This is a genomic window from Cupriavidus sp. SW-Y-13 (assembly GCF_009793345.1).
Lineage (GTDB): Bacteria > Pseudomonadota > Gammaproteobacteria > Burkholderiales > Burkholderiaceae > Cupriavidus.
On the sequence record NZ_WHLX01000002.1, the window covers coordinates 16,273 to 42,410 of the forward strand.

The window sequence follows — 26,138 nt, forward strand, 5'->3', positions numbered from 1 at the left end:
CCCCCCGTTTTCTAGGGGGGCGTTCCTCCGGTACTGCCGTTTCACTTCAGGCCGGAAGGAAGATTGATTTTGAAAAGCTCTACCGGATAACGGATCGTTGACTGACCATGATTAAAGGGCGCTGCGCCATCGATTTGTGGTACGGGCAAGTAAATGTGTCCCTTGCCATCGAGAAACGGGGCATCAACCCAGCGCAGGCGATGGTCACGCAATAGCATGGATACGGTGCCATCCGGTGCGCGCCGCATCAGGGAGTTGTCGGCCAAGGGGGTGTAATACAGGCTTCCATCTGCGCCCATGGCAGTGCCACCTACCGGCGGGTTGTCGAACCATGTGCTGACGTGCTTCGCCAGCGTATTGTCGTCGAGCGTTTCATCGTCCAGGTAGCGTGTTTCTATCTGGGACAGTGGACCTGACAGTGGGCCGAAGTAGAAGGTACGGCCATCCGGGCTAACTTCGAGCGGGTCGGCATTGACTCTCAGCGGACGATCATCGGTGCCAGTCAATACCTTGCCATTCACGACGATGGTGTCGCGTGCACGGGCGCGAGCGAAGGGCATGCCGTCGAAGCGACGCTGCACCTTGCCATCGTCCAGGTTCAGCACGAGAACCGCACCTTCTCCTGCATCGGTGATGTACGCGTGACGCCCGTTGATGCGAATATCATCGATGTAGGTGTGGGCGCGAATCACATCCTTGGGAAAGGTGTAGACGCGTACCACAGTATCGGTGCGGGGATCGATGTGTACGATTTTCGGGCCACCAGCGACCGGTGTACCGCCAAAATCTGGCGAGCCCGTATCCACGATCCACAAGTCGCCGCGCGCGTCAGCGTGAATGGCGTTCACGCTGACGAATGCGCGTGTCGCATCATTGCCGGCCTTCCATCTGTTCCATCCTGCGTCTGGATACGGTGTCAGTGAACCGTTCTCCTCCGCGATTGCCACCGCAGGGCCAGTGTTTCCGGTCCACAGCGGTGAGCTGACGATGAACCGGCCGCGTGCGTCGACCACCACGGCGTTCCAGGGCATTTGAGTATTCTTCCGCATGGCTACGACCTCATCGGCTTGCACTGCCGACGCGGCGGTAGAGGCGAACGCTGTATTGGCGGTGGATGACATAGCACTGAGTATCGCAATGGCCATCAAGGTCAAAGGTTGTTTCTTGAAGAGGTGCGGCACGTTGTTCTCCAACAGGGAATGAATAGATGGCATGCGGGCGCATGCCCCGACGCAGCGTTACGGCGTCGTAGACTGGCTTCAACGATCAGGGACCGTCGGCTGGGAATGCGAATGGATTGATTCCTGTCCGCAGGAAGCCCATCCTTTCTGCCTCGTAATCGAGGGGAAGCGACGCCAGGTCATCTGCAACCGGATCAGCGCGCGCATCGAAGTCCGCGAAGCAAACCTTGAGGTATCCGTGACAATCCCCGCAGGTCTCCAGCTTGACCACCGCACGAGCCTCGTCCACTGACCAGTACTCCACTTCATCGTCGCCACCGCAGCAACTGCACACTGCACGCACCAGATGCCATCGTGTCTCACAGAGTGGGCAGTGCAGATAGCGCAAGCCGCCGCGCTTGCCACCAGGGATGATGCTGGCCGAAGGCGCACTTCCGCACGTTGGGCAGTCGAAACGCGCCTGCGCTGGTCCCCGAGGCTCGTGCCCGGACGTCATGTGTGCTGCAACATGCGACCACTGCAGAGATAACGCAGCCCAAAGGAAGACAGAATCACGTTGCCCCACGCTTCCGAATCGACCCTGCAGTAACGACTGCGCTTGATGCACCAGCCTCGCTGGCTCATTCATTCCGGCAGGCGCCGCGGCAGGCATCGCCTGCACCAGCCTCGTCAATGCTTCCTGCCAGCAAGGTTGTGCGAGCAGCTCGTGGGTCGATAGTGCATCGGCGCGTGTCATGCCTGGCGCCGCGTTCGCGTGCGGCAAAGTCGCGAAAATTTCCTGCTGCGCCGTACAGACTTTCGCTGCGAACTCCAGGTAGGCCGCCTCGGGATGGTCAACGGCAAGTTCACGCAGTCTTTTGGCCCGTTTGCCATAGAGAGACAGGGGGTCGGGCCATATCACATGCTCGATCAGCAAAGCTGCCGAGCGCTCATCTGCCGGAACGATATCGATGGTGGTCATTGATGCTTCTTCCGGGAGTCCTGCGCGGCCTGCTCCTGTCTCACTTCCTCGTACCAACGATCATGGTGTTGTCTCGCCCATGCGCGACTCACATAACCGGTGAGCATCGAGGCGATGGAGCCGCGTACCCAGATAGCCAGGTGAATATGTCCCACGATGAGCAAGATGAGTCCAACACCTGCCAGTGCATGCCCAAGCAACGCGAGACGGACGACGGGAATGGGGAAGAGCGTAGCGAAGTAGGCTCGCCAGATCACGATCCCCGTCAGGAGAAGCATGCAGATCAGGGCCATGATCAGCCAGAACAGCACCTTCTGACCCGCGTTGTACTTGCCGATTCGCAGCGGCTTGTCATGCCGGTTTCTGAGTACATCTCCTGCATGGTGAAACCAGATCCGATCTGTTGCGACGAACAGATTGTGCTTCGCAAAGCGGATGAACATGAACGCCAGCAACAGGAATACTGCGACGCCAAAGAATGGGTGCAAGACGCGCGCAAGCTGCGGTGTTCCCAGCACAGAACTCAGCCATGACAGGCTGGGAAAGAACCAGGAAAGGCCCGAGCAAGCTGCCTCGAAAAAGCAGAACGCGAGTACCCAATGGCAGGCGCGCTCGATGAACCCCGTGCGAAGAATCTTGTTTGCAGTTTTCATGAAGGAACCCCTCGTTCAATCTTCGTCGCCTTCGGTCGTGGTGTTCGGTCCTACACCTACGTAGTGCAGAAACGAGCCCGCGAGTGTCGCGACAAAGGCCGCCGCAGCGAGCGGCTTCATCAGCCCCTTCCAGCCACGCACGACAGCACTGATGCGGGGATCCTTTGGCAGGCCACGATAGAGCTGAGGTCGGTCCGCATGGTGCAGGACGTACATGACGTGGGTGCCGCCCACGCCGGCCGGATCGTAGATCCCCGCGTGTTCATAGCCGCGCGTATTGAGCTCCGCCACGCGCTTGCTGGCCTGTTCGGTCATTTCTTCCTTGGTGCCGAACGAGATGGCACCGGTGGGGCAGGATTTCACGCACGCCGGCTCTTGCCCCACTGCCACGCGATCCGAGCACAGCGTGCATTTGTACGCACGGTTGTCCTCCTTGCTGATGCGGGGGACGTCGAAAGGGCAACCGGCCACGCAGTAGCCGCACCCAATGCAATGTTCGGACTGAAAATCCACGATGCCGTTGGCGTACTGGATGATCGCGCCTGGGCTCGGACATGCTTTCAGACACCCCGGGTCCTCGCAATGCATGCAGCCGTCCTTGCGGATCAGCCACTCGAGCTTGCCGGATTCGTTCTCATACTCGTCAAAACGCATGAGCGTCCAGGTCTTGGGCGACAGATCGCGGGGATTGTCATAGACGCCGACATTCGTACCCACCTCGTCACGCAGATCGTTCCACTCGGCGCAGGCAACCTGGCATGCCTTGCAGCCAATACAAATGGAGACGTCAATGAGTTTTGCCACTTCCAGTTGGTGGTCCCGCACGCGCGGTGCAGGCGTGGCGGAGTGGGTCGCAGAACGACGGATGATGTCTTGTGGTTGAATCGACATGAACGCCGCTCCTAGATCTTCTCGATGTTGACGAGAAATGCCTTGTACTCGGGGGTCTGTGTATTGGCGTCGCCAACAGCGGGGCTCAGGGCATTCGCGAGGTATCCCTTTTTCGTGGCACCCTCGAACCCCCAGACGCATGGCACACCGATGGTGTCCAGCGGTTCGCCCATGACCTCCAGTGTGCGGATTCGCTTGGTGACCACAGCGCGAGCCTTGATGTATCCGCGATGGGAGGACACCTTGACCATGTCTCCGGCAACAATGCCCTTGCGCTGTGCAAGCTGTTCGCCGACTTCAACGAACTGCTCGGGCTGCAGGATCGCGTTCAACCGCGAGTGCTTGGTCCAGTGCCGGAATAGCTCGGTGATACCGTAGGTAGTGGCCACGTAGGGAAACTGGCGGCGATCGCCCATACGTGCCGAGTCGTTAGGCAAGACACGTGTGGACGGATTCTGCTTGACCGTCGGATGCAATGGATTTGCAGCGATCGGGCTCTCGACGGGTTCGTAGTGTTCCGGGAACGGGCCTTCCACCAGGCTGCCTCCGGAGAACAGTCGCCCTACACCTTCTGCCAGCATGATGAACGGACCGGCAGCGCTTCCCGGTGGCACGGTCACCGGGAAATCGGGCTCGTCAAAGCCTGTCCAGCGCTGACCATTCCATTCGATCAGCTTGCGCCTGGGATCCCAGGGCTTTCCATCGAGATCCAGTGACGCACGGTTGTACAGCACGCGCCGATTCTGCGGCCAGGCCCAGGCCCATCCCGGCGTGCAACCGAGTCCGGACGGGTCGGAGTTGTCGCGGCGAGCCATTTGATTCCCGCTCTGTGTCCAGGACCCCGCGAAGATCCAGTTAAGGCTGGCGGTTGTGCCGTCATCGCGCAGAAGAGAGTAGTCGGATAGCAGTTCGCCCTTGCGCGCCAGGCGTCTTCCACTTGCATCGTGGAGATCTGCCAGCGCATAACCATTTGTCTCTCGCGCGATCTCTTCTGGCGTCGGATCCTCGGGGACTATGTAGTTCCACGACATGTTCAGTACGGGATCGGGATTTGCGCCGCCTTCCTTTTCGTACAGTTCGCGCAGCTTCGTGAACAAGCCTCCTATGATCGCGGCGTCCTGTTTGGCTTCATGCGGTGGATTGGCGCCTGCCCAGTGCCACTGAAGCCAACGGGCGGAATTGACGATGGAGCCGTTCTCCTCTGCAAAACAGGATGACGGGAGACGGAAAACCTCGGTCTGAATCCGCGATGAATCTACGTCATGTTGCTCGCCATGATTCTTCCAGAAGGTCGACGTTTCGGTGCCAAGCGGGTCGATGACGACCAGAAACTTGAGACGCGAAAGTGCCTGCTGGATCTTGTTCTTGTCTGGCAATGCGGCCAGGGGATTGAAGCCCTGGACGATGTAGCCATTAACCTTCCCTTCGTACATCATGTCTGTGTACGCGAGGACGTCGTAGCTCTTGTCCCATTTGGGCAGCCAGTCAAAACCCCAGTTATTGGCGCGCGTGGCCTTGTCTCCCCAAAAGGTCTTCATCAGGCTGACGAAATACGCCGGTGTATTTCGGAACCCATTGACCTGATCGGGAATCAGCTCGCGCGGTGTGCTTTGCGCGAGATACTGGTCGAGCGTGGTTTGCTTTTCGGATGGCAAATCCATGTAGCCAGGCAGCCTCAGCGATAGCAGCCCGAGGTCCGTGTAACCCTGGATATTCGAGTGGCCCCGGAGCGCATTGACGCCGCCGCCCGGCATGCCGATATTGCCGAGTAGCAACTGGATGATTGCCGCACCACGGATGATCTGGGAGCCGGATGAGTGTTGGGTCCAGCCCAGCGCATACAGGAAGGTCGCGGTCTTGTCCCGCGCGCTGGTTTCGGCCAACACCTCGCAGATGTGGCGGAAGTCGTCCAGCGTCACGCCGCAAAGGCGCGACACCAGGTCTGGCGTGTAGCGCGAGACGTGCTGACGTAGCAGGTTGATGACGCAGCGTGGATGCTGCAGCGTGGGATCCTTGCGCGCATGTCCCTGCGCATCGAGTTCATAATTCCAGCTCGAGCGATCGTAGGTACGCTGGCCGGGATCGTATCCGCTGAACAGGCCATCGTCGAACGCGTAGTCGTCGCGCACGATCAAGCTGGCATTGGTGTACGTCTTGACGTACTCATGCTGGATTTTGTCGTGCTGCAACAGGTAATTGACCACACCCATCAGGAACGCGATGTCCGAGCCGGCGCGAATCGGGGTGTAGAAATCGGCGACAGATGCGCTGCGATTGAAGCGGGGATCGATGACGATGACCTTGGCCCCATTCCTGATCTTGGCCTCGATCACCCATTTGAAACCAACTGGATGGGCCTCGGCGGGATTTCCGCCCATGATGATGACAACGTTGGCGTTCCGGATATCCACCCAGTTGTTCGTCATCGAACCTCGGCCAAACGATGGTCCGAGCGCCGCCGGGGTTGGGGAGTGACAGACCCGAGCCTGGCTGTCCATGCCGAGGATTCCCAGGGCACGCGTAAACTTCTGATCCAGTACACCTGTCTCGTTGCTCGCTGCCGAAGAGCAAAGCATCCCAGTGGTCAGCCAGCGATTGACGAGGACGCCTGCGTCGTTGCGTTCGACGAAGTGCGTGTCCCGATCATCCTTCATGAGCCGGGCAATGCGCGCGAAGGCGTCGTCCCAACTGATGCGTTGCCACGCGTTCGACCCGGGCGCCCGATACTCGGGATACTTCAGCCGGCTATCGCTATGGATGAAGTCCAGGAGGCCAGCGCCCTTGGGGCAGAGGGAACCTCGGCTGACCGGATGATCGGGATCGCCCTCGATATGAAAGATGCTCGCCTTCGCATTCTTTGCACCGTCGCCGAGGCTATACATCAACAGGCCGCAGCCCACGGAACAGTAGGTGCAGTTGTTGCGAGTCTCCCTGGCGCGAAGCAGCTTGTATTGTCTGGACTGCACCGCGTAAGCCGTGGAGGGAGTGAAACCCAGCGCCAGTGCAGTTGCCCCTGCCGCCCCCGCACCACACAGCTTCATGAACTGCCTTCTTCCGGGATTCAAAACCAACTCCTTGAGCAATGGATGTTGCCTGGCTCGAAACGAAATAGGTGTGTCGATCGGATTTGGATGTAATCGCTATCGCGATTGTTGGTGATGTCGCTGCAATACTTGTCGTGCGGAATCCGCAATCATGACGACCGCACCCGCCAGCATCAGCACATCTTTCAGAACCAGTCGCCCACCTCCGGACAGGTATGGGAAACCATAGTTCGCATCCCCCAGGTTGGCGACCCAGGCTTCGGGCGTGGTGATGAGGAAGGAAAGTGTGACGATCGGTGTCAGGAACGCGAGAATCGATCCAATCAGGCCGAGCGTGGGTGAGAACAAGTAGGAGAGGACCAGCAGGCCAATGATGATTTCCACCGTACCAAGCCCATTGGAAAACGCATACGTGTGGTTGGCAACCTGCCATGCGCGCTGCACAAGATCGAGTTGGCCTTCATGCGTCAGATGGGCGTGGTAGGCCTCGGGATGCGCATAGAAGAAGGACAGGAATGGGCTGTTCGCGACGAACGGCGTAATGCTGTCCGCTTCGTACGGCACGAACTTCAGTGCGCCAATCCACAGGAAGATGATGGCTACACCGATGCGAATCATCGGAATCCCGATGTGGTCGAGCCGACTGGCAACGACAAGCAAATCGCGGAATTTCATTTCAGGGGTTCCTTATTGAAGATGTGCGAATCAGTTCGGTTGACGATGCTCGTCGCCGAGCTCACGCCATGGGCGTGAGTCTGCTGATACTCAGCTTTGCGATACCGGCAAGAGCACTTGCCAGTTGTGTAAACGCTGGCGACTTCGTGTGCGCCTCAAGGTCAGACTCACTGTGCCAACGTTCCACCATGACGTAGCTGCGTTCATTGACGATATCGGCTAGCAGCTCGTAACGCTCGCATCCGGGCTCTTGCCGCACGAGTGGCACCGCTGTCATGAGAGCGTCGCGCACTGCGGCTTCGGCGCCTGGATCGGCGGTGATGGTGGCGATGATTGCGATGGGTTTCATTTGAGGTATCGCTTTCGCGTCGAATGCAGGTCTTCCGTGTGTCGCCACAACATTAGATCTGTCAGCTCACAAGTTAAAGCGCCTGCATCCGAACTGAGTGTTTGGTGGAGATTGACAATGCAATTTGCAGAGTCACGTCACCGAAGGAAAATCCAGAATCGTGTCGTTGACGCGATTGAAGATGTTGGTGGTCAGGATGGCGGTGACAGCGAAGATGGCTTCCGTCACTTGCGTATCGCTATATCCTGCTTGGCGGACCTTATCCAGGGTGGCCTGCGGGACCGTTCCCGATGTGCGTACCAGCGTCAGCACGAATTTGACGAGAGCATCGATCTTTGCATCGGCGCTCAGGCCGCCGGCGCGCAACTCGCGCATCTGATCTGCCGTGTAGCCCGCCATCTTGCCCGACAACGTATGGGCAGCGAGGCAATAGTCGCAGCCGCTGTTTTCGCTAATGGCCAGGTTGATCGCCTCCAGTTCCTTTGCCGACAGTGCGCCGCTCGATTTCAGGGCCGCGTTGGCAGCCAGCAATGACTGGAGCGCGACCGGCGATTGCGATCCGATGCTCGCGTACGCATTCGGCACCTTCCCAAGGCCGCGCTTGATGCTGGTAAAGAGCTCTGCTGTCAGGCCAGTAGCGGTCGCGACATCGATCGTGGACATGCGAGTCATTTTTTATTCCTTTTATAGATGATTTTCACTATTCGTCGAAGTTGCTGTTGAAGAATCCAGTCGGATTGATCGGATCACCGTCGATCATTTGCAACTGCTACAACCATAACGGCAACAAGGTTGCGTCAGAAGCGTGTTCGGCAAACATAGCTTTCGGCCAAGCGTGACAATTCCTCACGGCGTACCAACTTTTCGTTGATAGACTTTTTTTAATTCAAGGCCGTGATGAAGGGCGAAGACGTGCGAGGACTGGGGACGAACGGCAACCGCCATTGCCCACCATTTCGACGGCAACGACGGTCGAAACGCGTTTCGAAGCGATGCAACTGCAACCACCACTATTCATCCATGTAGCGATGAGGTATGTGGCTAGCAAAACGTCGCGCTTATTCGTTACTGCTTGCGGGTTCCGGACGCGGGTGCCGATGCTGGCCTGCTCGTTGCCGCCGCGCGGGATTCAGCCTCCTGCAGATCTGCGGGATACGTGCTGCTATCGCGATGGGGGTCAAAGCCCGCGGCCTCGATTTGTACAAGTTCCTTTTTCACTTGCTCGCGGGTGACCACGTCCGTTGCTTTTTGACTTTGAGCATTGGCGACCGAGGCGGCAGTCACGGAGATACCGAGGATCAGGCTGCTGACGATAAGTTTAGTTTTCATGGATGCTCTCCTGTTGTGTTGGAGAGACAAAGATAAGTCCTCAATGCCGGAAGCAAATAGGGCCTTAATCCGAAAACAACGTCCAAGGAAAGTGTCTGGACGTCTGTATGGAAGTTCGATAGAGGTGCTGATGGTGCGGTTGCGAACGGGGAATCAGAGATGCTGCAGGGACTCTCGACGCTTTTGCTGTTGCAATGCATCGAAGAGGCGCTGGCGACGATCGCTCACGTTCCCATACCCGGACCGTTGATCGGCATGCTATTGCTGCGCGTCTGGCTATTGGTATGAATGGCGTCCTGACAGCAATCCTCGCTCCCCTTTTCGCAGCGCTGTTGCGATGAATGCGGAAACGAAGGCGAGGGTGTCTCGGTTGCTAGGCTGCGATGGGAGTACGGGCATCCCTGCGCAACTCCTGAGGGCTGACGCCAAACGCGCGCACGAACACTTCGCGCAGGTGGTTCCGATCACGGAAGCCGGTTTCCCGAGCGATGACCTCCAGCGGGTGACGTCCGCGTTCGATCATGGTGCGCGCCGCTTCCATCCGGAGTTGTTCGACGGCTTTCGCGGGCGATTGCCCTGTTTCGGACTGAAAGATGCGCTGGAATTGCCGGGTGCTGAGATGGGCGGCGCGAGCCAGTTCCTCGATCCGCAGCGGCCGGGACAAATTCTGGCGCGCGTACTCGAGGGCAGTCTGGATGCGGTCCGATTTGGGGGCGAGCTTCAGCATCTCGGACTGCTGGGACTGACCACCGGCGCGACGCTGGTTCATCACCATGACGCGTGCGACCTTCGTTGCCACCTCATTTCCCAGGTCCTTCTCGACGAGGCCCAGGGCAAGGTCCATGGCAGCGGTCAAGCCGGCGGAGGTCCAGATGGCGCCATCCACGACGAAGATGTGGTCGGGTTCGATCCGGGCCTTGGGACAGCGCGCCTGCAGTGCATCGGCGTAGGCCCAGTGAGTAGTCGCGCGCTTGCCATCGAGCAAGCCGGCGTCTGCCAGCACAAATGCACCGGTGCACAGTCCGGCCGTCCGGCGCGAACGTTCCGATGCCGCACGGACGAAAGCCAGTTCGGCGGAGGTACTGGAGCGCTGGGTCGGGTCGACGATGCCACTGATCATCCAGGTATCGGCGTCGGTGGTGTCGTGAATGGGCTCGGTCTTGACGGACACGCCCAGCGAGGCATGGACGTCTCCACCTGACAGTGAGTAGTTGACCACTGAGTAGACGCGCTCCCGGGCCACGACATTGGCGAACTCGAACACGGATTGCGTGCCGATTGCCATGACTTGAAACCCGTCCGTCAAGAAATAGCCGATCCGATGCATCCGCTTCACCCGTGCTGCTGCCTGAAACCTCGGATTATAGAGGGAGCGACGAATGTATGCCGGGCGGAAGAAAACCGCATGGGCCGAGCGTGGCGCGGCGCGCACGGAATGGTCCGTGCGGTCAGGGCAGGGCGCAGGCGGGCTCGGCCGTATCGGTTCGTTCTTCCGCCGCCGTGGCGGGAGGACGGGGCGCAATGGTGTCTTCCAGCGCCGAAGAGAGCCAGTCGACGAAGACGCGCAGCGCCATCGATTCGCGAGTCCTGCACGCATAGACGGCATGGATCGGCCGGGCCCGTGGGCGGCAATGCGCAAGCACCTCCTTGAGCCGTCCACTGGCAAGATACGGCGCTGCCACGGTATCCCAGACCTGAATGACACCGCCATGCTGCAAGCCATATTGAAGCAGCAGGTCCATGTCATCGAAGGCAATCGATTCGGGCATCCGGTGCCGGGTGCTCCGGCCGTCCAGTGCGAATCCAAATTCCCAAGGGCGACTGTCGCTTTGATGCGAGGCGTGCGCCGTACGATGCGCTGACAAGTTCTGCACGGTTTCGGGGCATCCGTGCCGGGAAAGATAGAGCCGGCTCGCCACCGTGATTAACTGGTACGTCCCGACCTGACGGCTGAAATGGATGGAATCCTCGAGGTCACCCAGCCTGACGGCGCAATCGATGCCGTCGCGGATCAGGTTCGAGGAATGCCGGGGCGTGGAGATTTGCAGGCTGACGTCGGGATACTGGAGACGAAATCGGGCCATGTAGGGCATCAACTGGCGCGCAATGTCGCCCGGCAACTCCACGCGCAACCTGCCGCTCGCCTGCTCCGCAGCCGATCCGATCTTGGATTTCAGGTCGGTAATGTCGAGCAATATCTTGAGGCAATGTTCGTAGAACGTCATGCCGGCGGGCGTCGGCCGAACCTGGCGCGTCGTACGGTGCAGCAGTTTCACCTGCAAGTGGACCTCGAGCTGTTGAATCAGCAGACTCGCAGACGCTTTGGGAATGCCCAGAAGGCTGGACGCACGCGTGAAATTCTCGCATTCGACGATCCGCGCAAATACTTCCATTGCTTGCAGCATGCGTTCCATGGCCCTTCCCTCGTGTGTCGCGCTTTGGTGATGGTCCGAGTGTAGGGTCGGCAGCGCTGCTGCAACAGTCGCAATTGGCGCATGATGAGCGACACGTTCGTATAGTTGCCCGCCTGGCGCGAGCGCGTGCGTATCAGGAGCCCGCGCCAAGAACCCGCGACAGCCAGCCAACCAGATCGCTGGGGTCCACCGGCTTGTCGAGCATGCAGAGGGCGCCATGCTGTGCAGCCTGGTCACGATGGTACGGCGTGGCATGAGCCGTGACAAAGATGAATGGCGTCTGACGGCCGGCTGCGCGGAGCCGGCGCAGCAGTTCGATGCCAGACATGGCGTCCAGAGCAATATCGCAGATCAGGCAGTCGTAGGCACTGTTGCTCGGATGGGCCATGAAGCCTTCCGCCGAGGAGAAGAAGGCCGCCCCCCAACCCAATGAACGAATCAGCGCACCAGTGGACCTGCGAACGGATGGTTCGTCATCGATGACACAAACAATCTTGGCAGGAACGGGCATCAGCGTCAGAACGGGCACGACATAGGGGAGCGCTTCGCGGGGGAGCGTTTGGTCGGACATTAGCGCAATCACGGGGCGGGTTCACTTATACGGAAGTATCGCGCTGCATACGCCATCGCACATCGGGTTTGCACCGAAGGGGGTGGCGATGCCGGCGACATCGCCCGCCAAGCGTTAGCGCCATCGGAGCGCAACACTATACGTTCGTATAGTCGCCGGCACATTCGCCGTGTGGCGTTGCTACCATTGCAAGGGCATGACCGGCCGTCACAACATCCTCTCCATGAGCTATCCCGATACCGACGTTTCCGCGCATCGCTGCACATCCGACGAGGATGGCTGCTCACGCATGGAATCCAGCCGCGTGCTTGTGGACGAGACCTTCCGTTTCGCGCCGATTCCCATCCTGGTGGAAGACTGGTCCGGCATCCGGCAGTGGGTCGATGATCGCAAAGCCGAGGGCGTAACGGATCTGGACGCTTATCTGGACGACAATCCCACGGCGATCCAGCAGTTGCGCGACCGCCATCACCACTTCGTGGATGCCAACGAAGCGGCATTGACCTTGTTCGACGCGGAATCGCGTGAAGCGTTCTTCGTCGTGGCAAAGGCGTTGCTTCCCGCCAGTCGGCCCAGCAATTCGAAGGTACTCAAGGCTATCTTCAATGGCGAAACGGCTTGCCAGGGCGAGCGCACCCTGACGTCGCTGACGGGCCGCACGATCCCGATCGTTTGGCGCTGTTCGTTACCAGCGGACCCCGCGCGTTATGCACGGCTGCACTTCTATGCGTTCGATATCTCCGAGTATCAGGAGAACATCAACCGCCTGCAGGTCATGCGTGCCGACATGGCGCGTGCGGGGCGTATTGCACTGGTGGGGCAACTGGCGGCATCCATTACACACGAGATCAGCCAGCCACTGTCCGCAACCCGGACATCGATCGAAGCCGCCGCGCGCTGGCTGGATCGCGAGCAACCGGAGATGGCGGAAGCCATGGCATCGGTACGCGATGCTGGCCGCTGGGCACGGGATGCCACCGACATCTGCCACAGGCTGCGCGGATTCATGATGCACACGCCGGTACAGGCGCGGTTGCAGTCGGCAGCCGAAGTGGTGGCATCGGCGATCTACCTGATCTCGCCGGAAGCGGGTGCCAGGGAAATAGAGGTGGAAACGTCGGTTGACGCGGGCCTCCGCGTGTTCGTGGATCGCGTTCAGCTCCAGCAGGTATTGGGCAATCTTCTGCTGAACGGTATTCATGCAATCGAAGCCACATCGGATGCGCGGGCGCGCAAGTTGAGCGTGCTGGTCGAGCCAGAAGGCGAATCCAGCCTCCTGTTCAAGGTGGTGGACACCGGACATGGCATCGATGCGATGTTGCTGGAAACGTTGTTCCAGCCATTTGCCACATCGAAGGCCGAAGGCATGGGCATGGGACTATCCATCTCCCGGTCCATCATCGAGGCGCATGGCGGGCGCATCTGGGCGGAATCCGCCGAGGGAACAGGCGCGACGTTTTGCTTTACGCTGCCCGGCGCAAAGGCCTTCGCGGCGTAGTCAGTGGCGGATGCCCCTCTTGATGATGCCGTAGCGCCCAGACCGCCGCGAGTGCGCCCACTGCAGCAACTGAGATGTACCACGCTGCGGCCATCCGGCTTCCCGACCACGCGTTCCACGCGGTAACCAGCGCCGGCGCCGTGCCGCCGAACACTGCTACGCCCACTGCATAGATGAAGGAAAGCGAGGTTGCGCGCGACGTACTGCGTACCGTCGAGAGCAGTAGTGCAACGGTCGGGCCGGCCGCCAGGCAACTCGCCGCAGTCACCACGACAATGCCCGCAACGAAGACCCCATTGCCCATGCCATGGACTGCGGCGAGATACGTCGGTATCACGGCCAGAATTGACAGTATCCGTGCCCAGATGACGACGGCGGCATACCCGTGGCGATCGGCCAGCAGTCCGCCCAGGATGGATGCCGCAGACGTGATCGCGCCCAGAGCCATCGTCACGAGAAAAGATTCCTGCAGCGTTGGCATGGTTCCCGCCATCTCGAATGGGGCGGTAAAGGTGGCCACATAGGTTGGCACCGTACCGCCCGCGATCAGAAACGTTCCCAGTGCAAGGACTTTCCAGCCTGTCAGGCGCCCGGCGTGGGCGTCCGCCGGGATGTGCCGGGGCACGTCATGAGGCCGTAGACGCCGGCGCAGGAGCATCTGCACGGGAATCATCGTGACTGCCAGAAGGAAGGGGATTCGCCATCCCCACGCGGCGAGCTGCACCGGGGTCAGCAGACTATCCAGCAGGAGTCCGCAAGCGCCGATTGTCAGCAACGCGAGTCCTTGTCCGGCGAGCAACCAGCCGCAGTAGAGTCCTCGCCGTTCCGGCGCACACTGCTCGATCAGGTATGCACCTGCTGCGCCGATTTCGCCACCGATGGCGAAGCCCTGGATCATCCTGCAGGCCAGCAGCAGAAGCGGTGCGGCAATGCCGAGCACGTCATGGCCCGGCAAGAGCGCGATGCCCAGCGTGCCAATGGCCACCAGTGTGACATTGAGCACCAGCGCGGGCTTGCGCCCCACACGATCGGCATAGGCGCCCAGTACGAGCGCGCCGATCGGGCGCATGAGAAACCCCGTGGCAAACGTACCAAAAGCAGCCAATGACGCCACACCCGCATCGCCGTGCGGGAAGAATGCCGCGCCGATGAAGCGGGCGAACGTGGCATAGGCGAAGTACTCGAAGAACTCCAGCGCATTGGCCAGGACCACTGTCACCAGCGCGCGAGGATTCAGTGTCCCTGTCACGAAAGGGGCACCCGTGCTAGCGAGACATCGGCTCGATGCCAAGCATCTGCGCCTTGCGGACGAGGTCGGCAACGGAATTCGATTTCATCTTCTTCATGGCGGTGCCGCGATGGACCTTGACGGTAATCTCGCTGATGCCGATGCCTGCCGCAATCTGCTTGTTCAATGCACCGCCAACCACGTAGGCCAGCACCTCGCGTTCGCGAGAAGTCAGAGACTCATACAGCTCGGTGATGTTGTTGAGCAGGTAGTCGGCCTCAAGTCGCTTCTTGTCCTGTGCCAGTGCGGCGGTGACCGCATCGATGACATCCTGTTCGGACAGGGGCTTGAGCAGAAAATCGGTGGCTCCTGCCTTCATCGCCTTGATGCAGATGCTCACGTCCGCAAAGCCCGTCATGAAAATGATGGGCATCTGTTGGCTGGCTTTCTCCTGCTGCTGGAAGAACAGGCCGCTTTCACCTCGCAGGCGGACATCGAGCAGCAGGCAGCTTGGTCCGATCGTCTTCTCCGACGCCTTGAATGCCGCTGTACCCTCGAAGCTGCGGACGGTGAATCCGACGGAACGCAGGAGGTTCTTCAACGACGAGCGGGTCGCTTCCTCGTCGTCGATGATGTAGACGACCGAGGTCGCCTCCTGTCTTTGGGCAGTACTGGGCATGCTTCTATTCACGAGTTCGGAAAGACTATCGAGTCGTGATGGTGGAGATGTGTTTCCAGGCGTCACGGTCGCGGCGATTGTCGCACAACCGTCCTGCGGAGGTTTGGCGCAAACCGCCACGAAAACCACGTGCCGAACGGCGTCACGCAAGGGCGACGGTGATCGATTGTTCGGCTTGGACGGAAGTACTGTTCAGGCGTCCACGCTTTATCAGGACTGGGTTTGCGGCTAACTTTCACATCGACGCAGCGTTCGAGCAAGACGCTGCGATTGGGTGAGCACGGCGCCGAGTCATGGCCGTCCATGTCCGAAAACCTCACGATAAATGTCGTTTCCGATTGATGGGCAAACGGGAATCATGAGGGCCTGACACGCGTGCCGCTTGGTGCATCGATGTAAATGCAAGGTTGGACAGAATGAATGCTTCATTGGCCGAAATCTCGGCAAGCCTTACCGCCAGAACGCGTTTTGTCGACGTGCCGGGCCGGCGTCTTGCCTATCGCACCATCGGAAGCGGCAAGCCGATTGTCCTGTGCGTCCGGTTCCGCGGCACCATGGACGCCTGGGACCCGCTGTTCCTGGATAGCCTGGCGAGCCAGGGATTCCAGGTGACGGTGTTCGACTACAGCGGGTTGGGACAGTCAACGGGCGACCCTACCTATCAGCCCGCGGCGCTCGCCAGAGATGCAATCGATCTGATCACCGCCCTGGACCTGAGCAGCGTCATTATCGGAGGATGGTCGGTTGGTGGAATTGCCGCCCAGCTCGTGATGACGATGGCGCCGCAGCTCGTCAGCCACACGGTGCTCATCGGCACCACCCCGCCGGGTCATCTGGTCAAGCCGGGCGAAGCGCTCTTCTACACACTGGCCAAGCGCGAGAATGACTTCGACGATTTTGTCAGCCTGTTCTTCGAGCCGACTTCGGCCGAGAGCACGGAAGCGGCAAGACGGTCAGCCAATCGGCTTGCGGCGCGCAAGCTGGACATCAGCCCTGAAGTGCCGTGGCAATGGGCCGGAGCGCAGCTTGGCGATGGGCCGAAGAATCCGGTCTTTCCGGTCGACGCGGTGCTGCAGGCGCTCAAGTCCACACGCATCCCTGTCCTGCATATCGGCGGCGATCACGACATCGTGTTTCCGGTGGAGAACTGGTACGCGCTCAACAACCAGTTGCCGACCTTGCATCTGGTGACATTTCCGCGCGCCGGACACGGTCCACAACTCCAGTATCCCCAGGCGTCCGCGCGGCATATCGCCGCGTTTGTCGACACCCAGGCGTAGCTGAACCCAGTTGGTATCCGGCGTGTCAAGCGCGCCGTTCCAGGTACTTCGGGCCCAGCCTCGAAGTGGATTGTCTCGCCCTCTGAAAAGCAAACCAACGCAAACCAAAGCAAAAGGTAAAACCATGTCTGACCTGATCAATCTCGCCATCGATGCCGCGGGTGGCCTCGAACGCTTCCAGAGTTTCAAGCGCGTCTCGGCACGCCTGCACCACACCGGAATCCTGTGGGATCTGAAACAGCGTGCAGGTGTGCTGACGGATTCGCGCGTGACCGTGGACTTGCATGCGCAACGGGTTTCGCATGAGCCGTTCGCACCGACTACCGATCATTCCGTCTTCACGCCGGATCGTGTCGAGATCCGGCAAGCGGACGGCACGCTCGTCGAATCGCTCGATCGTCCCCGCGCATCGTTCGCCGGTTTCGAACTCGAAACACCGTGGTCGAATCCGCAGTTGGCGTACTTCGCGGGCTACACGATGTGGACGTACCTGACGTCGCCGTTCGTGCTGCGCCATCCCGGCGTGGTGGCCACCGAGATCGAACCCTGGGTGGTGGACGGCCTGTCCTGGCGGCGTCTGCGTGTGACGTTCCCGGATTCGGTGGCGACGCATAGCGCAGAGCAGACCTACTATTTCGACGCCGACGGACTGCTGCGCCGTCACGACTACGAAGTGGATATCCAGGGCCGCAATGCCGCCGCCCGTTACCTTAGCGACTACGTCGAGGTGCAAGGTATCCGCATGCCGACACGCATGCGTATCTATCCGCGCACGCCAGAGAATCTCGCAATGCCGGAGCCGCTGATCGTGGGCGTGGACCTGTCCGATTTCCGCTTCGAGTGAGACCCCGACGATGACTGCACCTCAAACCTACCGTGCCGCTGTGGTAGCGGCACCCGGCAAGTTGTCAATGATCGATCGACCGATCGAGGCCCCCGGCTTCGGACAAGTCCGCATTCGCGTGGAAGCCTGCGGCGTCTGCCACTCGGACAGCGCGACCGTTGCGCGGGCGCCGGCCAATCCGGAGCACGGGTTGACCCCCGGTCATGAAGTCGTGGGCCGTATCGACGCGGTTGGCAACGGCGTCGAGGGCTGGCATGTGGGCCAGCGTGTGGGCGTGGGCTTCCTGGCCGGCGAAGACCGGACTTGTCCGTCTTGCCGCCAGGGCGACGTGGTGAATTGCCAGAGTCCTGTGATCACGGGCATGACGACCCACGGCGGCTATGCCGAAAGCATGCTGGCAGAAGCGCGCGGACTCGTGCGTGTGCCGGACGAACTTGATGCCGCTGAAGCGGCGCCGCTGCTGTGCGCTGGCCTGACCACGTTCAACGCCTTGCGCAATGCGAATGCACGGGCTGGCGATGTGGTGGCAGTGCATGGCCTTGGCGGCCTGGGTCACCTCGCCGTGCAGTTCGCGCGCAAGATGGGCTTCCATACGGTGGCGATCGCGCGGGGCGCAGACAAGGCGGAACTCGCGGCCCAACTCGGCGCCCATCGCTACATCGATTCCGAAAGCGAGGATGCCGTAGAAGTACTACGCAGCCTGGGCGGCGCGAAGGTGGTATTGGCGACGGCACCGACCGGCACCGGCATGTCCTCACTCGTTCCGGGGTTGGCGGCGCGTGGCCAGTTGATTGTCGTAGCCGTACCGGGAGATCCGCTCTCGTTGACCGCTACGGACCTCGTGTTCGGTGCGCGTGCCGTGGTGGGTGCCCTGACCGGAACGGTCTACGACAACGAGCAGACATTGGCCTTTGCCAATCTGCAGGACATTCGCCCGTTGATCGAAACGTTCCCGCTGGAACAGGCCCAGGTGGCGTACGACCGAATGATGCGTGCCGATGTGAGGTTCCGCGCGGTGCTGGTCATGCCGGCCTACGACGGCCCCTCTGCCGTATGAAGGATGCAACGATGACACTCATGACTTCCTCGAACGCGCCGACCCAGTATGTCGAAGCGGGTGGCGTGCGCTATGCGTATCGCCGCTTTGGCAACGCCAATGGCGGGCTGCCGTTGCTTTGCCTGCAGCACTTCACGGGTACCCTCGACAACTGGGACCCGGCCATCGTCGATGCGCTGTCCACGGACCGGGAAATCATCCTGTTCGAGAACGCGGGCGTGGGTCGTTCCGGCGGCGCAGTCCCTGCATCGATCACGGCGATGGCGGAGCATGTGCTGCAGTTCGTCGGTGCCATCGCGCTCTCGAAGTTCCACATCCTGGGTTACTCGCTCGGCGGATTCCTGGCGCAGGAGATTGCCATCGCAAAGCCGGATCTGGTTGCGCGCATGGTGCTTTCCGGTAGCGCGCCAGAGGGCGGGAAAGGCGCCGGCATGGATCGCCCGGAACTGATTGCCATCTATACGGATGGCGAGATGCCGATGCCGGAGAAGCTCAAGCGGCTCTTCTTCCCGGCGACGGTCGAGGGCAAGCAAGCCGCGGAAGCCTTCGTGAATCGCCTGGCATCGCGAACCGGCGAAGCGGACCTCCCGGCCAATGCCGAGGTCGCGCCGGCACAGCTCGGTGCCATGATTGCCTGGGCGAACTGGCCGGGCGATGTGGCGCGCAAGCTGGCGACGATCCCGCATCCCGTGCTGGTCACCAATGGCGACAACGACACCATGATCCCCACGCGTAACAGCTTCGTGCTTGCGGAAGGTTTGCCGAATGCCACGTTGATCGTCTATCCCAACGCCGGTCACGGCGCGCTGTTCCAGTATGCGTCAACGTACGTCGCACACGTGCGCGAGTTCCTGCACGGCGCCTGAACGCGCTGTATTTCCATAACGAGGAGTCAAGCAGAATGAAAGCGATTGTTTACGACAAGGCTGGCCTGCCGATCGAAGATCCGCGTGCCCTGTACGAGATGGAACTCCCGCGACCGGAACCGCAAGCGCGTGACCTGTTGGTTCGTATCGAGGCGATTGCGGTGAATCCGGTGGACAGCAAGCTGCGTCTCGGCGTGCAACCGAATGGCCCACGCGTGCTGGGCTGGGATGCGGTAGGCACCGTGGAAGCGGTCGGCGAGGCGGTGGAACTGTTCAAGGTGGGCGACAAGGTCTGGTACGCCGGCGACATCACGCGACAAGGCAGCTACGCGGAATACGGCATCGTGGACGAACGCATTGCCGGTCATCGCCCCAAGTCGTTGAAGACCGCCGATGCAGCGGCCCTGCCGCTGACGAGCATTACCGCGTGGGAATTGCTGTTCGATCGGCTGCGGATTCCGGAGGGTGGCGGCCAGCAACAAAGCCTGCTCGTAATCGGCGCGAGTGGCGGTGTTGGCTCCATCCTGATTCAGTTGGCACGCAAGCTGACGGGCCTGACTGTGATCGGCACGGCTTCGCGACCGGAGTCCCAGAAATGGGTAACGGATCTGGGTGCGCACCTCGTGATCGACCACAGCCAACCGCTGCAACCGCAACTGACGGCGGTGGGCATCCAGCAGGTAGACCACGTCATCAGCCTGACGCATACGGACAGCTACTACGCGCAGATTGTGGAACTGCTCAAGCCGGAAGGACAGTTGGCATTGATCGACGACCCTGCCACCCTGGACGCGATGCCGTTGAAGCGCAAGTCGATTTCCCTGCATTGGGAGTTCATGTTCACGCGGTCGATGTACCGTGCGGCGGACATGATCGAGCAACACAAGCTGTTGGATCGCGTGGCCGCATTGCTCGACGAAGGCGTGCTCAAGACGACGGTCGGCGAGCACTATGGCGACATCACGGTCGACAACCTGCGTCGCGCGCACGCGGCGCTGGAGAGCAACAAGACCGTGGGGAAAATCGTCCTTGCGCGTAGCTGACCTGGGTGAACTGGGCGCGATGATTGTTGAGGCGTCTGGTGGACCATGGCGGCAATCTCGCAGACTGGCCGGCCCTCCGCGGGGGGGCATGGCTGCGGATGGCTTGCGCAGGTCGTCAGTGCCCGCCGCTTACGAACCATGAATTGGCAAGATGAATTCAACGATAGTACAGACAAACCTTTCGGTGACGCATGTCAGCGAGGTCTTCGAGATTGCGCCGGATGAATTCTGCCGGCTGTTGGAACAACAACTTGGAAAGCTGGATCATGCCGCATTGGATCTGATGTATCGAGATCCGGCCGCCGCTGAAGCGCAGATGGCGGCGATGGGAGGTCCGCACGGGTTGATGCTGTTCGACAAGCTGGATCATGGCGTCCTGTTCGCACTGGGCGGCGAGCCACGCTTTGCCATCCGCTATCACATCGGCAATCCCCTCGTGGCGTGGCGCATGACGCGGCATGATATGCGCGCCGCGTTGTACGCGCCGCTGACCTTGCTCGTCTATGGCAATGGTGAGCATCTCACGCAGGTCGAGTACGACCTGCCGTCATCGCTCTTTGGTCAGTTCGGTGATGCCGTCGGCACCGTTGGCAAGTCTCTCGATGAAAGGCTGCGGACGATCTTCAGCGCATTGGTCAGCCAAGAGGCACCATGACTTCGCCGACGACGAAAGGGTTCTCGATTCCGGCTTCCGCAATGGGCATTGTGCTCGGCATGGCCGGTCTGTCGAACTGTTGGCGAGTTGCCCACACGTTGTGGGGTGTCGGGGCAGCGGTGTCCGATGCGCTGTTTGCGGTCACCACGCTCATCTGGGCTGTGCTCGTACTCTCATTCGTCGCAAAATGGCTCGCGCACCGCGATGAGGCCCTCGCCGAAGCCCGGCATCCGGTAGCCTGCTGCTTTATCGGTCTGATACCGGTGGCGACGCTGCTGGTCGCGGTATGGCTGCATGGCTTCGCGCCGGCGATTGGGGCGACCCTGATCGTCATCGGCGCGATTGCCCAACTGGCCTTCTCCACGCTTCGCAGCGGTGGCATGATGCGCGGTGGCCGCAAGCTTGAGGACACTACTGCGGTCATGTATCTGCCGACGGTGGCGGGAAACTTTGTCTCCGCGATGGCCATGACCTCGCTTGGATGGATGGATCTGGCAAAACTGTTCTTCGGGGCGGGGCTGTTCTCATGGTTCGCCCTGGAGTCGATTATCACTTATCGCCTCTACCTGGGCGACGAACTGGCGCCCGCAGTGCGGCCTACGCTGGGCATCCAGCTTGCGCCACCGGTGGTCGGCGCCACGGCATATCTTGCGGTGACGGGCGGCAGGCTTGACTGGCCTTTCTATGCGATGGTCGGCTACGGGATGCTGCAATTGCTGTTCCTGCTCCGGCTCTCACGGTGGTTCCTGGCATCTGGTGCGACACCGGGTTTCTGGGCGTTCAGCTTCGGGATCACAGCGCTGGGGATGTCATGCATGCGTGCAGCGACTATTGCGCCGGATTCCCTGTTCGCGAGCATTGCATTGCCGGTGTTTATCTTTGTCAATGTGGCAATCGGCTCGTTGATCTTGTTGACGCTGGGGCTGCTGTTGCAAGGGCGCTTGTTTCGTCGACCGGGTTGACCGATGTGAGAAAGGGATATTTGAAGGCAGGTTGTTGGTAGTACCGAAAAAATGCATAGGCAACGCTCAAGAGGCAGGGCCGCGCATCAAGGAATTTTTATGAAAAAGCTCACGACATCTTTCGGCGCGCCAGTCGTCGACAACAACAACATCCAGACGGCCGGTCCGCGCGGCCCTGCCCTGCTGCAGGATGTCTGGTTCCTGGAGAAACTGGCCCACTTCGACCGCGAGGTCATCCCCGAGCGCCGCATGCACGCCAAGGGTTCCGGCGCCTACGGCACGTTCACCGTCACCCACGACATCACCCAGTACACCCGCGCCAACCTGTTCTCCGAGGTCGGCAAGAAGACCGAACTGTTCATGCGTTTCTCGTCGGTGGCCGGCGAGCGCGGTGCCGCCGATGCCGAACGCGATATTCGCGGCTTCGCCATCAAGTTCTATACCGAAGAAGGCAACTGGGACCTGGTGGGCAACAACACACCAGTCTTCTTCCTGCGCGATCCGCTCAAGTTCCCCGACCTGAACCACGCCGTGAAGCGCGACCCGCGCACCGGCATGCGCAGCGCCGAAACCAACTGGGATTTCTGGACGGGCCTGCCCGAGGCGCTGCATCAGGTGACCATCGTCATGAGCGATCGCGGCATTCCGCGTAGCTGGCGCCATATGCACGGCTTTGGCAGCCACACCTACAGCTTCATCAACAAGGACATGGAGCGCTACTGGGTCAAGTTCCACTTCGTGACCCAGCAGGGCATCCAGAACCTGACCGACGCCGAAGCTGCCGAAGTCACCGGCCAGGATCGCGAATACCACATGCGCGATCTGTACGATTCGATCGAAGCTGGCAATTTCCCGCGCTGGAAGCTCTGCGTGCAGATCATGCCGGAGTCCGACGCTGGCAAGTATCGCTTCAACCCGTTCGATCTGACCAAGGTCTGGCCGCACAAGGACTACCCGCTGATCGAAGTGGGCATGCTGGAACTGAACCGCAACGCAGACAACCACTTTGCCGAGGTCGAGCAGTCGTCGTTCGCACCGTCGACCATCGTGCCGGGCGTCGGCTTCTCGCCGGACAAGATGCTGCAGGGCCGCCTGTTCTCGTACGGTGATGCCGCGCGCTACCGCCTGGGCGTGAACCATCACCTGATCCCGGTCAACGCGCCGAAGGCCGCAAAGTACGTCAACAGCTACCACCGCGACGGCCGTGGCCGCACCGACAGCAACGGCGGCAGCACCATCGCCTACGAGCCGAACACCAAGGGCGAGTGGGCCGAGCAGCCCGACTTCCGCGAGCCGCCGCTGACGCTGGAAGGCGCCGCCGACCACTGGAACCATCGCGTGGACGACGACTACTTCTCGCAGCCGGGCGCGCTGTTCCGCGTGATGTCGCCGGCCCAGCAGCAGGTGCTGTTCGATAACACGGCGCGTGCCATCAAGGGCGTGTCGCGATATATCCAGCAGCGCCACATCGACCATTGCACGAAGGCCGATCCGGCCTACGGCGCAGGCGTGGCCGCCGCGATCGAGAAGATCGAAGCAAAGTAATCAGACAACTTGAATCAATTTTTCAGGAAAGGCTCATGTCGAACATCGTCCCCCAACAAAACGCTGAACAACTGGACGCGTCGCGCCGCAAGCTGCTTGTCAGCAGCACGGTCGGTGCCGCCGCCGCATCGGTGGTGTCCGTCGGCGCATTGGCCCCGTCCGCGGCCGAAGCCGCGCCCGCTGGCGGCCGTCATGCCCGCCAGGCTAGCTACGTCGTGACGAAGGACGGCACGCGGATTTTCTACAAGGACTGGGGCTCGGGCCGTCCGGTCGTCTTCTCGCACGGCTGGCCGCTGGATGCCGACGCGTGGGATGCGCAGATGCTGTTCCTGGTGCAGAAGGGCTTCCGCGTGATCGCCCATGATCGCCGTGGCCATGGCCGCTCGGACCAGCCTGCGAAGGGCAACGACATGGACACGTACGCCGATGACCTGGGCGCGGTGCTCGACGCACTGGACATCAAGGAAGCCACGCTCGTGGGCCACTCCACCGGCGGTGGCGAAGTGGCGCATTACATCGGCCGCCATGGCACCAAGCGCGTGGCCAAGGCCGTGCTGATCGGCGCCGTGCCGCCGACGATGGCCAAGAGCGCCGCCTACCCGAACGGCCTGCCCATCGAAGTGTTCGACGGCATCCGCAAGGGTGTGGCCGATAACCGCTCGCAGTTCTACAAGGACCTGGCCGTGCCGTTCTTCGGTTTCAACCGTCCGAACGCGAAGGTTTCGCAAGGCACCATCGACGCCTTCTGGGCGCAGGGCATGGCCGGTGGCATTCTGGGCCAGTACCTGTGCGTCAAGGAGTTCTCGGAAGTGGACTACACCGCCGATCTGAAGAAGATCGACGTGCCCACGCTGGTGCTGCATGGTGACGACGACCAGATCGTGCCGATCGACAACGCCGGCAAGCTCTCGGCCAAGATCATCAAGCACGCCACGCTGAAGATCTACCCGGGCGCGCCGCACGGCATGTGCGTGACGCACGCCGACCAGGTCAACGCCGACCTGCTGGCTTTCCTGGGCGCCTGACACCCGCAGATTTGAATGCTGGCGCCATTGACATGCTCGCAGGGATGAGCCCGCTCAAGCGTGTTGGCCAGCCGTCGGAGATTGCGGGGCTGATCGTCTATCTCGTGGGTGACGATGCCCGATACGTGACGGGCACGAGCATCACGATCGATGGTGGACTTACGCTGTAGGCAGCTATTGTTCGATGGATCTAAAAAAAGCCTCGACGCAAAATCGAGGCTTGAAAAGCTCGCTCGGGTTGACCGAGAGAGTGTCGATGCTCTACATCCGCAGGTGTACTGACACGTGCGGATGATCAGAACTTGTGGCGCACGCCCATCACCACGCCCGTCTGATCCTTGCCCGGCACCACGTTGGTCGGGCTGCCGGTTGTCGAGTTGAAGCCGTTCATGCCCAGTTGGGAATTGCCACGGTTCAGTGCGTAGCCAACGTTCATGTAGACATCGGTCCGCTTCGAGAATGCGTAGTCGGCCGAGGCGACGAACATGATCGGATCGGCGCTGGAATTGCGCGTGTCGGTGTAGTACGCCGCGCCAGCTAGCGACAGGGCGGGGCTCAGGGCATAGCGCAGGCCGGCCCAGTAGAGGTTCGAACCATTGTTCGGCAGCGTGCCGACGTTGCCGTTGTACCAGCGGTATCCCACGAACGCGCGGGCCGCACCGAAGGCATAGTTCGCGCCGATCAGCGCGCGGCGGTCGGTGCGGTCGGCAGTGGCAACAGTGGTGCCCTGGAACTCGTCATAGGCGGCGCCCACCATCAGCGCGCCGGCTTCATACAGCACCGAGGCGCCGATGTTGCGGTCGACTTTGTAGTTGCCCGGTACTTCGCCAGCACCGGTACGGCCAGTGCTGTACAGCGCGGTGGCCGTCAGGCCGCCGAACTTGCCGCGATACTTGACCGCGTTGTCGGCGCGGCCGGCCAGTACGTCATCGCTCTTGTACAGCGAGTAGCGCGGCGCAAAGCCCATCGGGTCCAGTTGCAGGCCGGTGTCGTAGGTGGGCGTGGTCTGGCGGCCTAGCGTCACCGTGCCGTACTTGCTGCCGAGTCCGACAAACGCACCGCGATCGAACAGGCGGCTGCTGTTGTTCTGCGCGCCTGTATCGAACGCAATACCGCTTTCCAGTTCGAAGATGGCCTTCAGTCCGCCGCCGAGGTCTTCCACGCCGCGAATGCCCCAACGGGACGTCGACATGTTGCCGGAGGTCAGGCGCACCTGGCTGGAGCCGCCCGAAGCGGACGGCACGTTGCTGAGGTACTCGATACCCGCGTCCGCCACGCCATAGAGCGTGACGCTGGATTGCGCGTGAGCGGTGCCGGCCAGCAAGCCAACGGCAGCGGCAGCGATGGCATGACGAACGGGGGCGCGACGAAATGTCATTGTCTCTCCT

At 61.0% G+C, this 26,138-nt stretch carries 27 protein-coding genes; 12 read left to right on the forward strand and 15 right to left on the reverse strand.

Annotated features, from left to right (window positions below; all coding sequences use genetic code 11):
* Nucleotides 1-41 precede the first annotated feature (41 nt).
* The 9 genes from GA566_RS16030 to GA566_RS16070 form a co-directional block, all read right to left on the reverse strand.
* Nucleotides 42-1,181: an L-dopachrome tautomerase-related protein gene (locus tag GA566_RS16030; RefSeq protein ID WP_370459313.1), complete on the reverse strand. Its 1,140-nt coding sequence runs from the start codon at nucleotides 1,179-1,181 to the stop codon at nucleotides 42-44.
* Between the two features lie 85 nt (nucleotides 1,182-1,266).
* Nucleotides 1,267-2,142 carry a formate dehydrogenase accessory protein FdhE gene (gene fdhE, locus GA566_RS16035; RefSeq protein WP_160473331.1) on the reverse strand — a complete coding sequence of 292 codons (876 nt, stop codon included), beginning with the start codon at nucleotides 2,140-2,142 and terminating at the stop codon, nucleotides 1,267-1,269.
* Nucleotides 2,139-2,795, reverse strand: a complete 657-nt coding sequence (locus tag GA566_RS16040) for a formate dehydrogenase subunit gamma (RefSeq protein ID WP_160473332.1) — start codon at nucleotides 2,793-2,795, stop codon at nucleotides 2,139-2,141. The genes fdhE and GA566_RS16040 overlap by 4 nt, the downstream gene beginning before the upstream one ends.
* A gap of 15 nt (nucleotides 2,796-2,810) precedes the next feature.
* Nucleotides 2,811-3,686, reverse strand: coding sequence for a formate dehydrogenase subunit beta (gene fdxH, locus GA566_RS16045; RefSeq protein ID WP_160473333.1), 876 nt, complete (start codon nucleotides 3,684-3,686; stop codon nucleotides 2,811-2,813).
* A gap of 11 nt (nucleotides 3,687-3,697) precedes the next feature.
* Complete coding sequence (gene fdnG, locus GA566_RS16050) at nucleotides 3,698-6,751, reverse strand: formate dehydrogenase-N subunit alpha (RefSeq protein ID WP_160473334.1); 3,054 nt, start codon at nucleotides 6,749-6,751, stop codon at nucleotides 3,698-3,700.
* Between the two features lie 75 nt (nucleotides 6,752-6,826).
* The gene (gene rclC, locus GA566_RS16055; RefSeq protein WP_160473335.1) at nucleotides 6,827-7,405 is read right to left on the reverse strand and encodes a reactive chlorine resistance membrane protein RclC; all 579 of its coding nucleotides are present in this window, start codon (nucleotides 7,403-7,405) and stop codon (nucleotides 6,827-6,829) included.
* A 61-nt stretch (nucleotides 7,406-7,466) separates the two neighbouring features.
* Nucleotides 7,467-7,754 carry a putative quinol monooxygenase gene (locus GA566_RS16060; protein ID WP_160473336.1) on the reverse strand — a complete coding sequence of 96 codons (288 nt, stop codon included), beginning with the start codon at nucleotides 7,752-7,754 and terminating at the stop codon, nucleotides 7,467-7,469.
* A gap of 132 nt (nucleotides 7,755-7,886) precedes the next feature.
* Nucleotides 7,887-8,426 carry a carboxymuconolactone decarboxylase family protein gene (locus GA566_RS16065; protein WP_137927783.1) on the reverse strand — a complete coding sequence of 180 codons (540 nt, stop codon included), beginning with the start codon at nucleotides 8,424-8,426 and terminating at the stop codon, nucleotides 7,887-7,889.
* 393 nt (nucleotides 8,427-8,819) lie between these two features.
* On the reverse strand, nucleotides 8,820-9,083 hold the full coding sequence (locus GA566_RS16070) for a DUF4148 domain-containing protein (protein ID WP_137927782.1): 264 nt from the start codon (nucleotides 9,081-9,083) through the stop codon (nucleotides 8,820-8,822).
* A gap of 159 nt (nucleotides 9,084-9,242) precedes the next feature.
* Between GA566_RS16070 and GA566_RS33560 the strand changes: the two genes are divergently transcribed.
* Complete coding sequence (locus tag GA566_RS33560) at nucleotides 9,243-9,371, forward strand: hypothetical protein (protein ID WP_255459375.1); 129 nt, start codon at nucleotides 9,243-9,245, stop codon at nucleotides 9,369-9,371.
* Nucleotides 9,372-9,456: 85 nt separating this feature from the next.
* Here the strand turns inward: GA566_RS33560 and GA566_RS16075 are convergent, their stop codons facing one another.
* The 3 genes from GA566_RS16075 to GA566_RS16085 form a co-directional block, all read right to left on the reverse strand.
* The gene (locus GA566_RS16075) at nucleotides 9,457-10,410 is read right to left on the reverse strand and encodes a GlxA family transcriptional regulator (RefSeq protein WP_160474621.1); all 954 of its coding nucleotides are present in this window, start codon (nucleotides 10,408-10,410) and stop codon (nucleotides 9,457-9,459) included.
* Between the two features lie 121 nt (nucleotides 10,411-10,531).
* Nucleotides 10,532-11,497: a LysR family transcriptional regulator gene (locus tag GA566_RS16080; RefSeq protein ID WP_160473337.1), complete on the reverse strand. Its 966-nt coding sequence runs from the start codon at nucleotides 11,495-11,497 to the stop codon at nucleotides 10,532-10,534.
* A 133-nt stretch (nucleotides 11,498-11,630) separates the two neighbouring features.
* A complete protein-coding gene (locus GA566_RS16085; RefSeq protein WP_137927780.1) occupies nucleotides 11,631-12,068 on the reverse strand; it encodes a response regulator transcription factor in 438 nt (145 codons plus the stop codon).
* A 196-nt stretch (nucleotides 12,069-12,264) separates the two neighbouring features.
* Between GA566_RS16085 and GA566_RS16090 the strand changes: the two genes are divergently transcribed.
* The gene (locus GA566_RS16090) at nucleotides 12,265-13,566 is read left to right on the forward strand and encodes a sensor histidine kinase (RefSeq protein ID WP_237380416.1); all 1,302 of its coding nucleotides are present in this window, start codon (nucleotides 12,265-12,267) and stop codon (nucleotides 13,564-13,566) included.
* Here the strand turns inward: GA566_RS16090 and GA566_RS16095 are convergent.
* Both GA566_RS16095 and GA566_RS16100 read right to left on the reverse strand, forming a co-directional pair.
* Entirely contained in the window at nucleotides 13,532-14,815 is a 1,284-nt protein-coding gene (locus GA566_RS16095; protein WP_160473338.1) for an MFS transporter, read from the reverse strand. The genes GA566_RS16090 and GA566_RS16095 overlap by 35 nt on opposite strands.
* A gap of 16 nt (nucleotides 14,816-14,831) precedes the next feature.
* Entirely contained in the window at nucleotides 14,832-15,473 is a 642-nt protein-coding gene (locus GA566_RS16100; protein WP_137927778.1) for a response regulator transcription factor, read from the reverse strand.
* Between the two features lie 428 nt (nucleotides 15,474-15,901).
* Between GA566_RS16100 and GA566_RS16105 the strand changes: the two genes are divergently transcribed.
* From GA566_RS16105 to GA566_RS16150, 10 genes are all read left to right on the forward strand, one after another.
* A complete protein-coding gene (locus GA566_RS16105) occupies nucleotides 15,902-16,753 on the forward strand; it encodes an alpha/beta fold hydrolase (protein WP_137927777.1) in 852 nt (283 codons plus the stop codon).
* Between the two features lie 124 nt (nucleotides 16,754-16,877).
* Complete coding sequence (locus GA566_RS16110; protein ID WP_137927776.1) at nucleotides 16,878-17,597, forward strand: hypothetical protein; 720 nt, start codon at nucleotides 16,878-16,880, stop codon at nucleotides 17,595-17,597.
* A 10-nt stretch (nucleotides 17,598-17,607) separates the two neighbouring features.
* Nucleotides 17,608-18,654 (forward strand): alcohol dehydrogenase catalytic domain-containing protein, encoded by a 1,047-nt coding sequence (locus tag GA566_RS16115; protein WP_160473339.1) that lies wholly within the window; start codon nucleotides 17,608-17,610, stop codon nucleotides 18,652-18,654.
* A 20-nt stretch (nucleotides 18,655-18,674) separates the two neighbouring features.
* Nucleotides 18,675-19,520, forward strand: a complete 846-nt coding sequence (locus GA566_RS16120) for an alpha/beta fold hydrolase (RefSeq protein ID WP_237380420.1) — start codon at nucleotides 18,675-18,677, stop codon at nucleotides 19,518-19,520.
* A gap of 35 nt (nucleotides 19,521-19,555) precedes the next feature.
* Nucleotides 19,556-20,563 (forward strand): zinc-binding alcohol dehydrogenase family protein, encoded by a 1,008-nt coding sequence (locus GA566_RS16125; protein WP_137927773.1) that lies wholly within the window; start codon nucleotides 19,556-19,558, stop codon nucleotides 20,561-20,563.
* 184 nt (nucleotides 20,564-20,747) lie between these two features.
* Nucleotides 20,748-21,218, forward strand: a complete 471-nt coding sequence (locus GA566_RS33565; protein ID WP_160473340.1) for a DUF302 domain-containing protein — start codon at nucleotides 20,748-20,750, stop codon at nucleotides 21,216-21,218.
* Nucleotides 21,215-22,180 carry a dicarboxylate transporter/tellurite-resistance protein TehA gene (gene tehA, locus GA566_RS16135; protein WP_160473341.1) on the forward strand — a complete coding sequence of 322 codons (966 nt, stop codon included), beginning with the start codon at nucleotides 21,215-21,217 and terminating at the stop codon, nucleotides 22,178-22,180. Before GA566_RS33565 ends, tehA begins: the two co-directional genes overlap by 4 nt.
* 99 nt (nucleotides 22,181-22,279) lie before the next feature.
* The gene (locus GA566_RS16140; RefSeq protein ID WP_160473342.1) at nucleotides 22,280-23,725 is read left to right on the forward strand and encodes a catalase; all 1,446 of its coding nucleotides are present in this window, start codon (nucleotides 22,280-22,282) and stop codon (nucleotides 23,723-23,725) included.
* Nucleotides 23,726-23,760: 35 nt separating this feature from the next.
* A complete protein-coding gene (locus tag GA566_RS16145) occupies nucleotides 23,761-24,750 on the forward strand; it encodes an alpha/beta fold hydrolase (protein WP_237380421.1) in 990 nt (329 codons plus the stop codon).
* A 32-nt stretch (nucleotides 24,751-24,782) separates the two neighbouring features.
* A complete protein-coding gene (locus GA566_RS16150; protein WP_137928278.1) occupies nucleotides 24,783-24,920 on the forward strand; it encodes an SDR family oxidoreductase in 138 nt (45 codons plus the stop codon).
* Nucleotides 24,921-25,045: 125 nt separating this feature from the next.
* Here the strand turns inward: GA566_RS16150 and GA566_RS16155 are convergent, their stop codons facing one another.
* Nucleotides 25,046-26,128 (reverse strand): porin, encoded by a 1,083-nt coding sequence (locus GA566_RS16155; RefSeq protein WP_137928279.1) that lies wholly within the window; start codon nucleotides 26,126-26,128, stop codon nucleotides 25,046-25,048.
* Nucleotides 26,129-26,138: the final 10 nt, after the last annotated feature.

What these genes read in the sequence shown, in the direction of transcription:
- fdhE (WP_160473331.1), bottom strand. Translation starts at nt 2,142, where the DNA reads ATGACCACCATCGATATCGTTCCGGCAGATGAGCGCTCGGCAGCTTTG.
- GA566_RS16040 (WP_160473332.1), bottom strand. Translation starts at nt 2,795, where the DNA reads ATGAAAACTGCAAACAAGATTCTTCGCACGGGGTTCATCGAGCGCGCC.
- fdxH (WP_160473333.1), bottom strand. Translation starts at nt 3,686, where the DNA reads ATGTCGATTCAACCACAAGACATCATCCGTCGTTCTGCGACCCACTCC.
- rclC (WP_160473335.1), bottom strand. Translation starts at nt 7,405, where the DNA reads ATGAAATTCCGCGATTTGCTTGTCGTTGCCAGTCGGCTCGACCACATC.
- GA566_RS16060 (WP_160473336.1), bottom strand. Translation starts at nt 7,754, where the DNA reads ATGAAACCCATCGCAATCATCGCCACCATCACCGCCGATCCAGGCGCC.
- GA566_RS16065 (WP_137927783.1), bottom strand. Translation starts at nt 8,426, where the DNA reads ATGACTCGCATGTCCACGATCGATGTCGCGACCGCTACTGGCCTGACA.
- GA566_RS16070 (WP_137927782.1), bottom strand. Translation starts at nt 9,083, where the DNA reads ATGAAAACTAAACTTATCGTCAGCAGCCTGATCCTCGGTATCTCCGTG.
- GA566_RS33560 (WP_255459375.1), top strand. Translation starts at nt 9,243, where the DNA reads ATGCTGCAGGGACTCTCGACGCTTTTGCTGTTGCAATGCATCGAAGAG.
- GA566_RS16075 (WP_160474621.1), bottom strand. Translation starts at nt 10,410, where the DNA reads ATGCATCGGATCGGCTATTTCTTGACGGACGGGTTTCAAGTCATGGCA.
- GA566_RS16080 (WP_160473337.1), bottom strand. Translation starts at nt 11,497, where the DNA reads ATGGAACGCATGCTGCAAGCAATGGAAGTATTTGCGCGGATCGTCGAA.
- GA566_RS16085 (WP_137927780.1), bottom strand. Translation starts at nt 12,068, where the DNA reads ATGTCCGACCAAACGCTCCCCCGCGAAGCGCTCCCCTATGTCGTGCCC.
- GA566_RS16090 (WP_237380416.1), top strand. Translation starts at nt 12,265, where the DNA reads ATGACCGGCCGTCACAACATCCTCTCCATGAGCTATCCCGATACCGAC.
- GA566_RS16100 (WP_137927778.1), bottom strand. Translation starts at nt 15,473, where the DNA reads ATGCCCAGTACTGCCCAAAGACAGGAGGCGACCTCGGTCGTCTACATC.
- GA566_RS16110 (WP_137927776.1), top strand. Translation starts at nt 16,878, where the DNA reads ATGTCTGACCTGATCAATCTCGCCATCGATGCCGCGGGTGGCCTCGAA.
- GA566_RS16115 (WP_160473339.1), top strand. Translation starts at nt 17,608, where the DNA reads ATGACTGCACCTCAAACCTACCGTGCCGCTGTGGTAGCGGCACCCGGC.
- GA566_RS16120 (WP_237380420.1), top strand. Translation starts at nt 18,675, where the DNA reads ATGACTTCCTCGAACGCGCCGACCCAGTATGTCGAAGCGGGTGGCGTG.
- GA566_RS16125 (WP_137927773.1), top strand. Translation starts at nt 19,556, where the DNA reads ATGAAAGCGATTGTTTACGACAAGGCTGGCCTGCCGATCGAAGATCCG.
- tehA (WP_160473341.1), top strand. Translation starts at nt 21,215, where the DNA reads ATGACTTCGCCGACGACGAAAGGGTTCTCGATTCCGGCTTCCGCAATG.
- GA566_RS16140 (WP_160473342.1), top strand. Translation starts at nt 22,280, where the DNA reads ATGAAAAAGCTCACGACATCTTTCGGCGCGCCAGTCGTCGACAACAAC.
- GA566_RS16145 (WP_237380421.1), top strand. Translation starts at nt 23,761, where the DNA reads ATGTCGAACATCGTCCCCCAACAAAACGCTGAACAACTGGACGCGTCG.
- GA566_RS16150 (WP_137928278.1), top strand. Translation starts at nt 24,783, where the DNA reads ATGCTCGCAGGGATGAGCCCGCTCAAGCGTGTTGGCCAGCCGTCGGAG.
- GA566_RS16155 (WP_137928279.1), bottom strand. Translation starts at nt 26,128, where the DNA reads ATGACATTTCGTCGCGCCCCCGTTCGTCATGCCATCGCTGCCGCTGCC.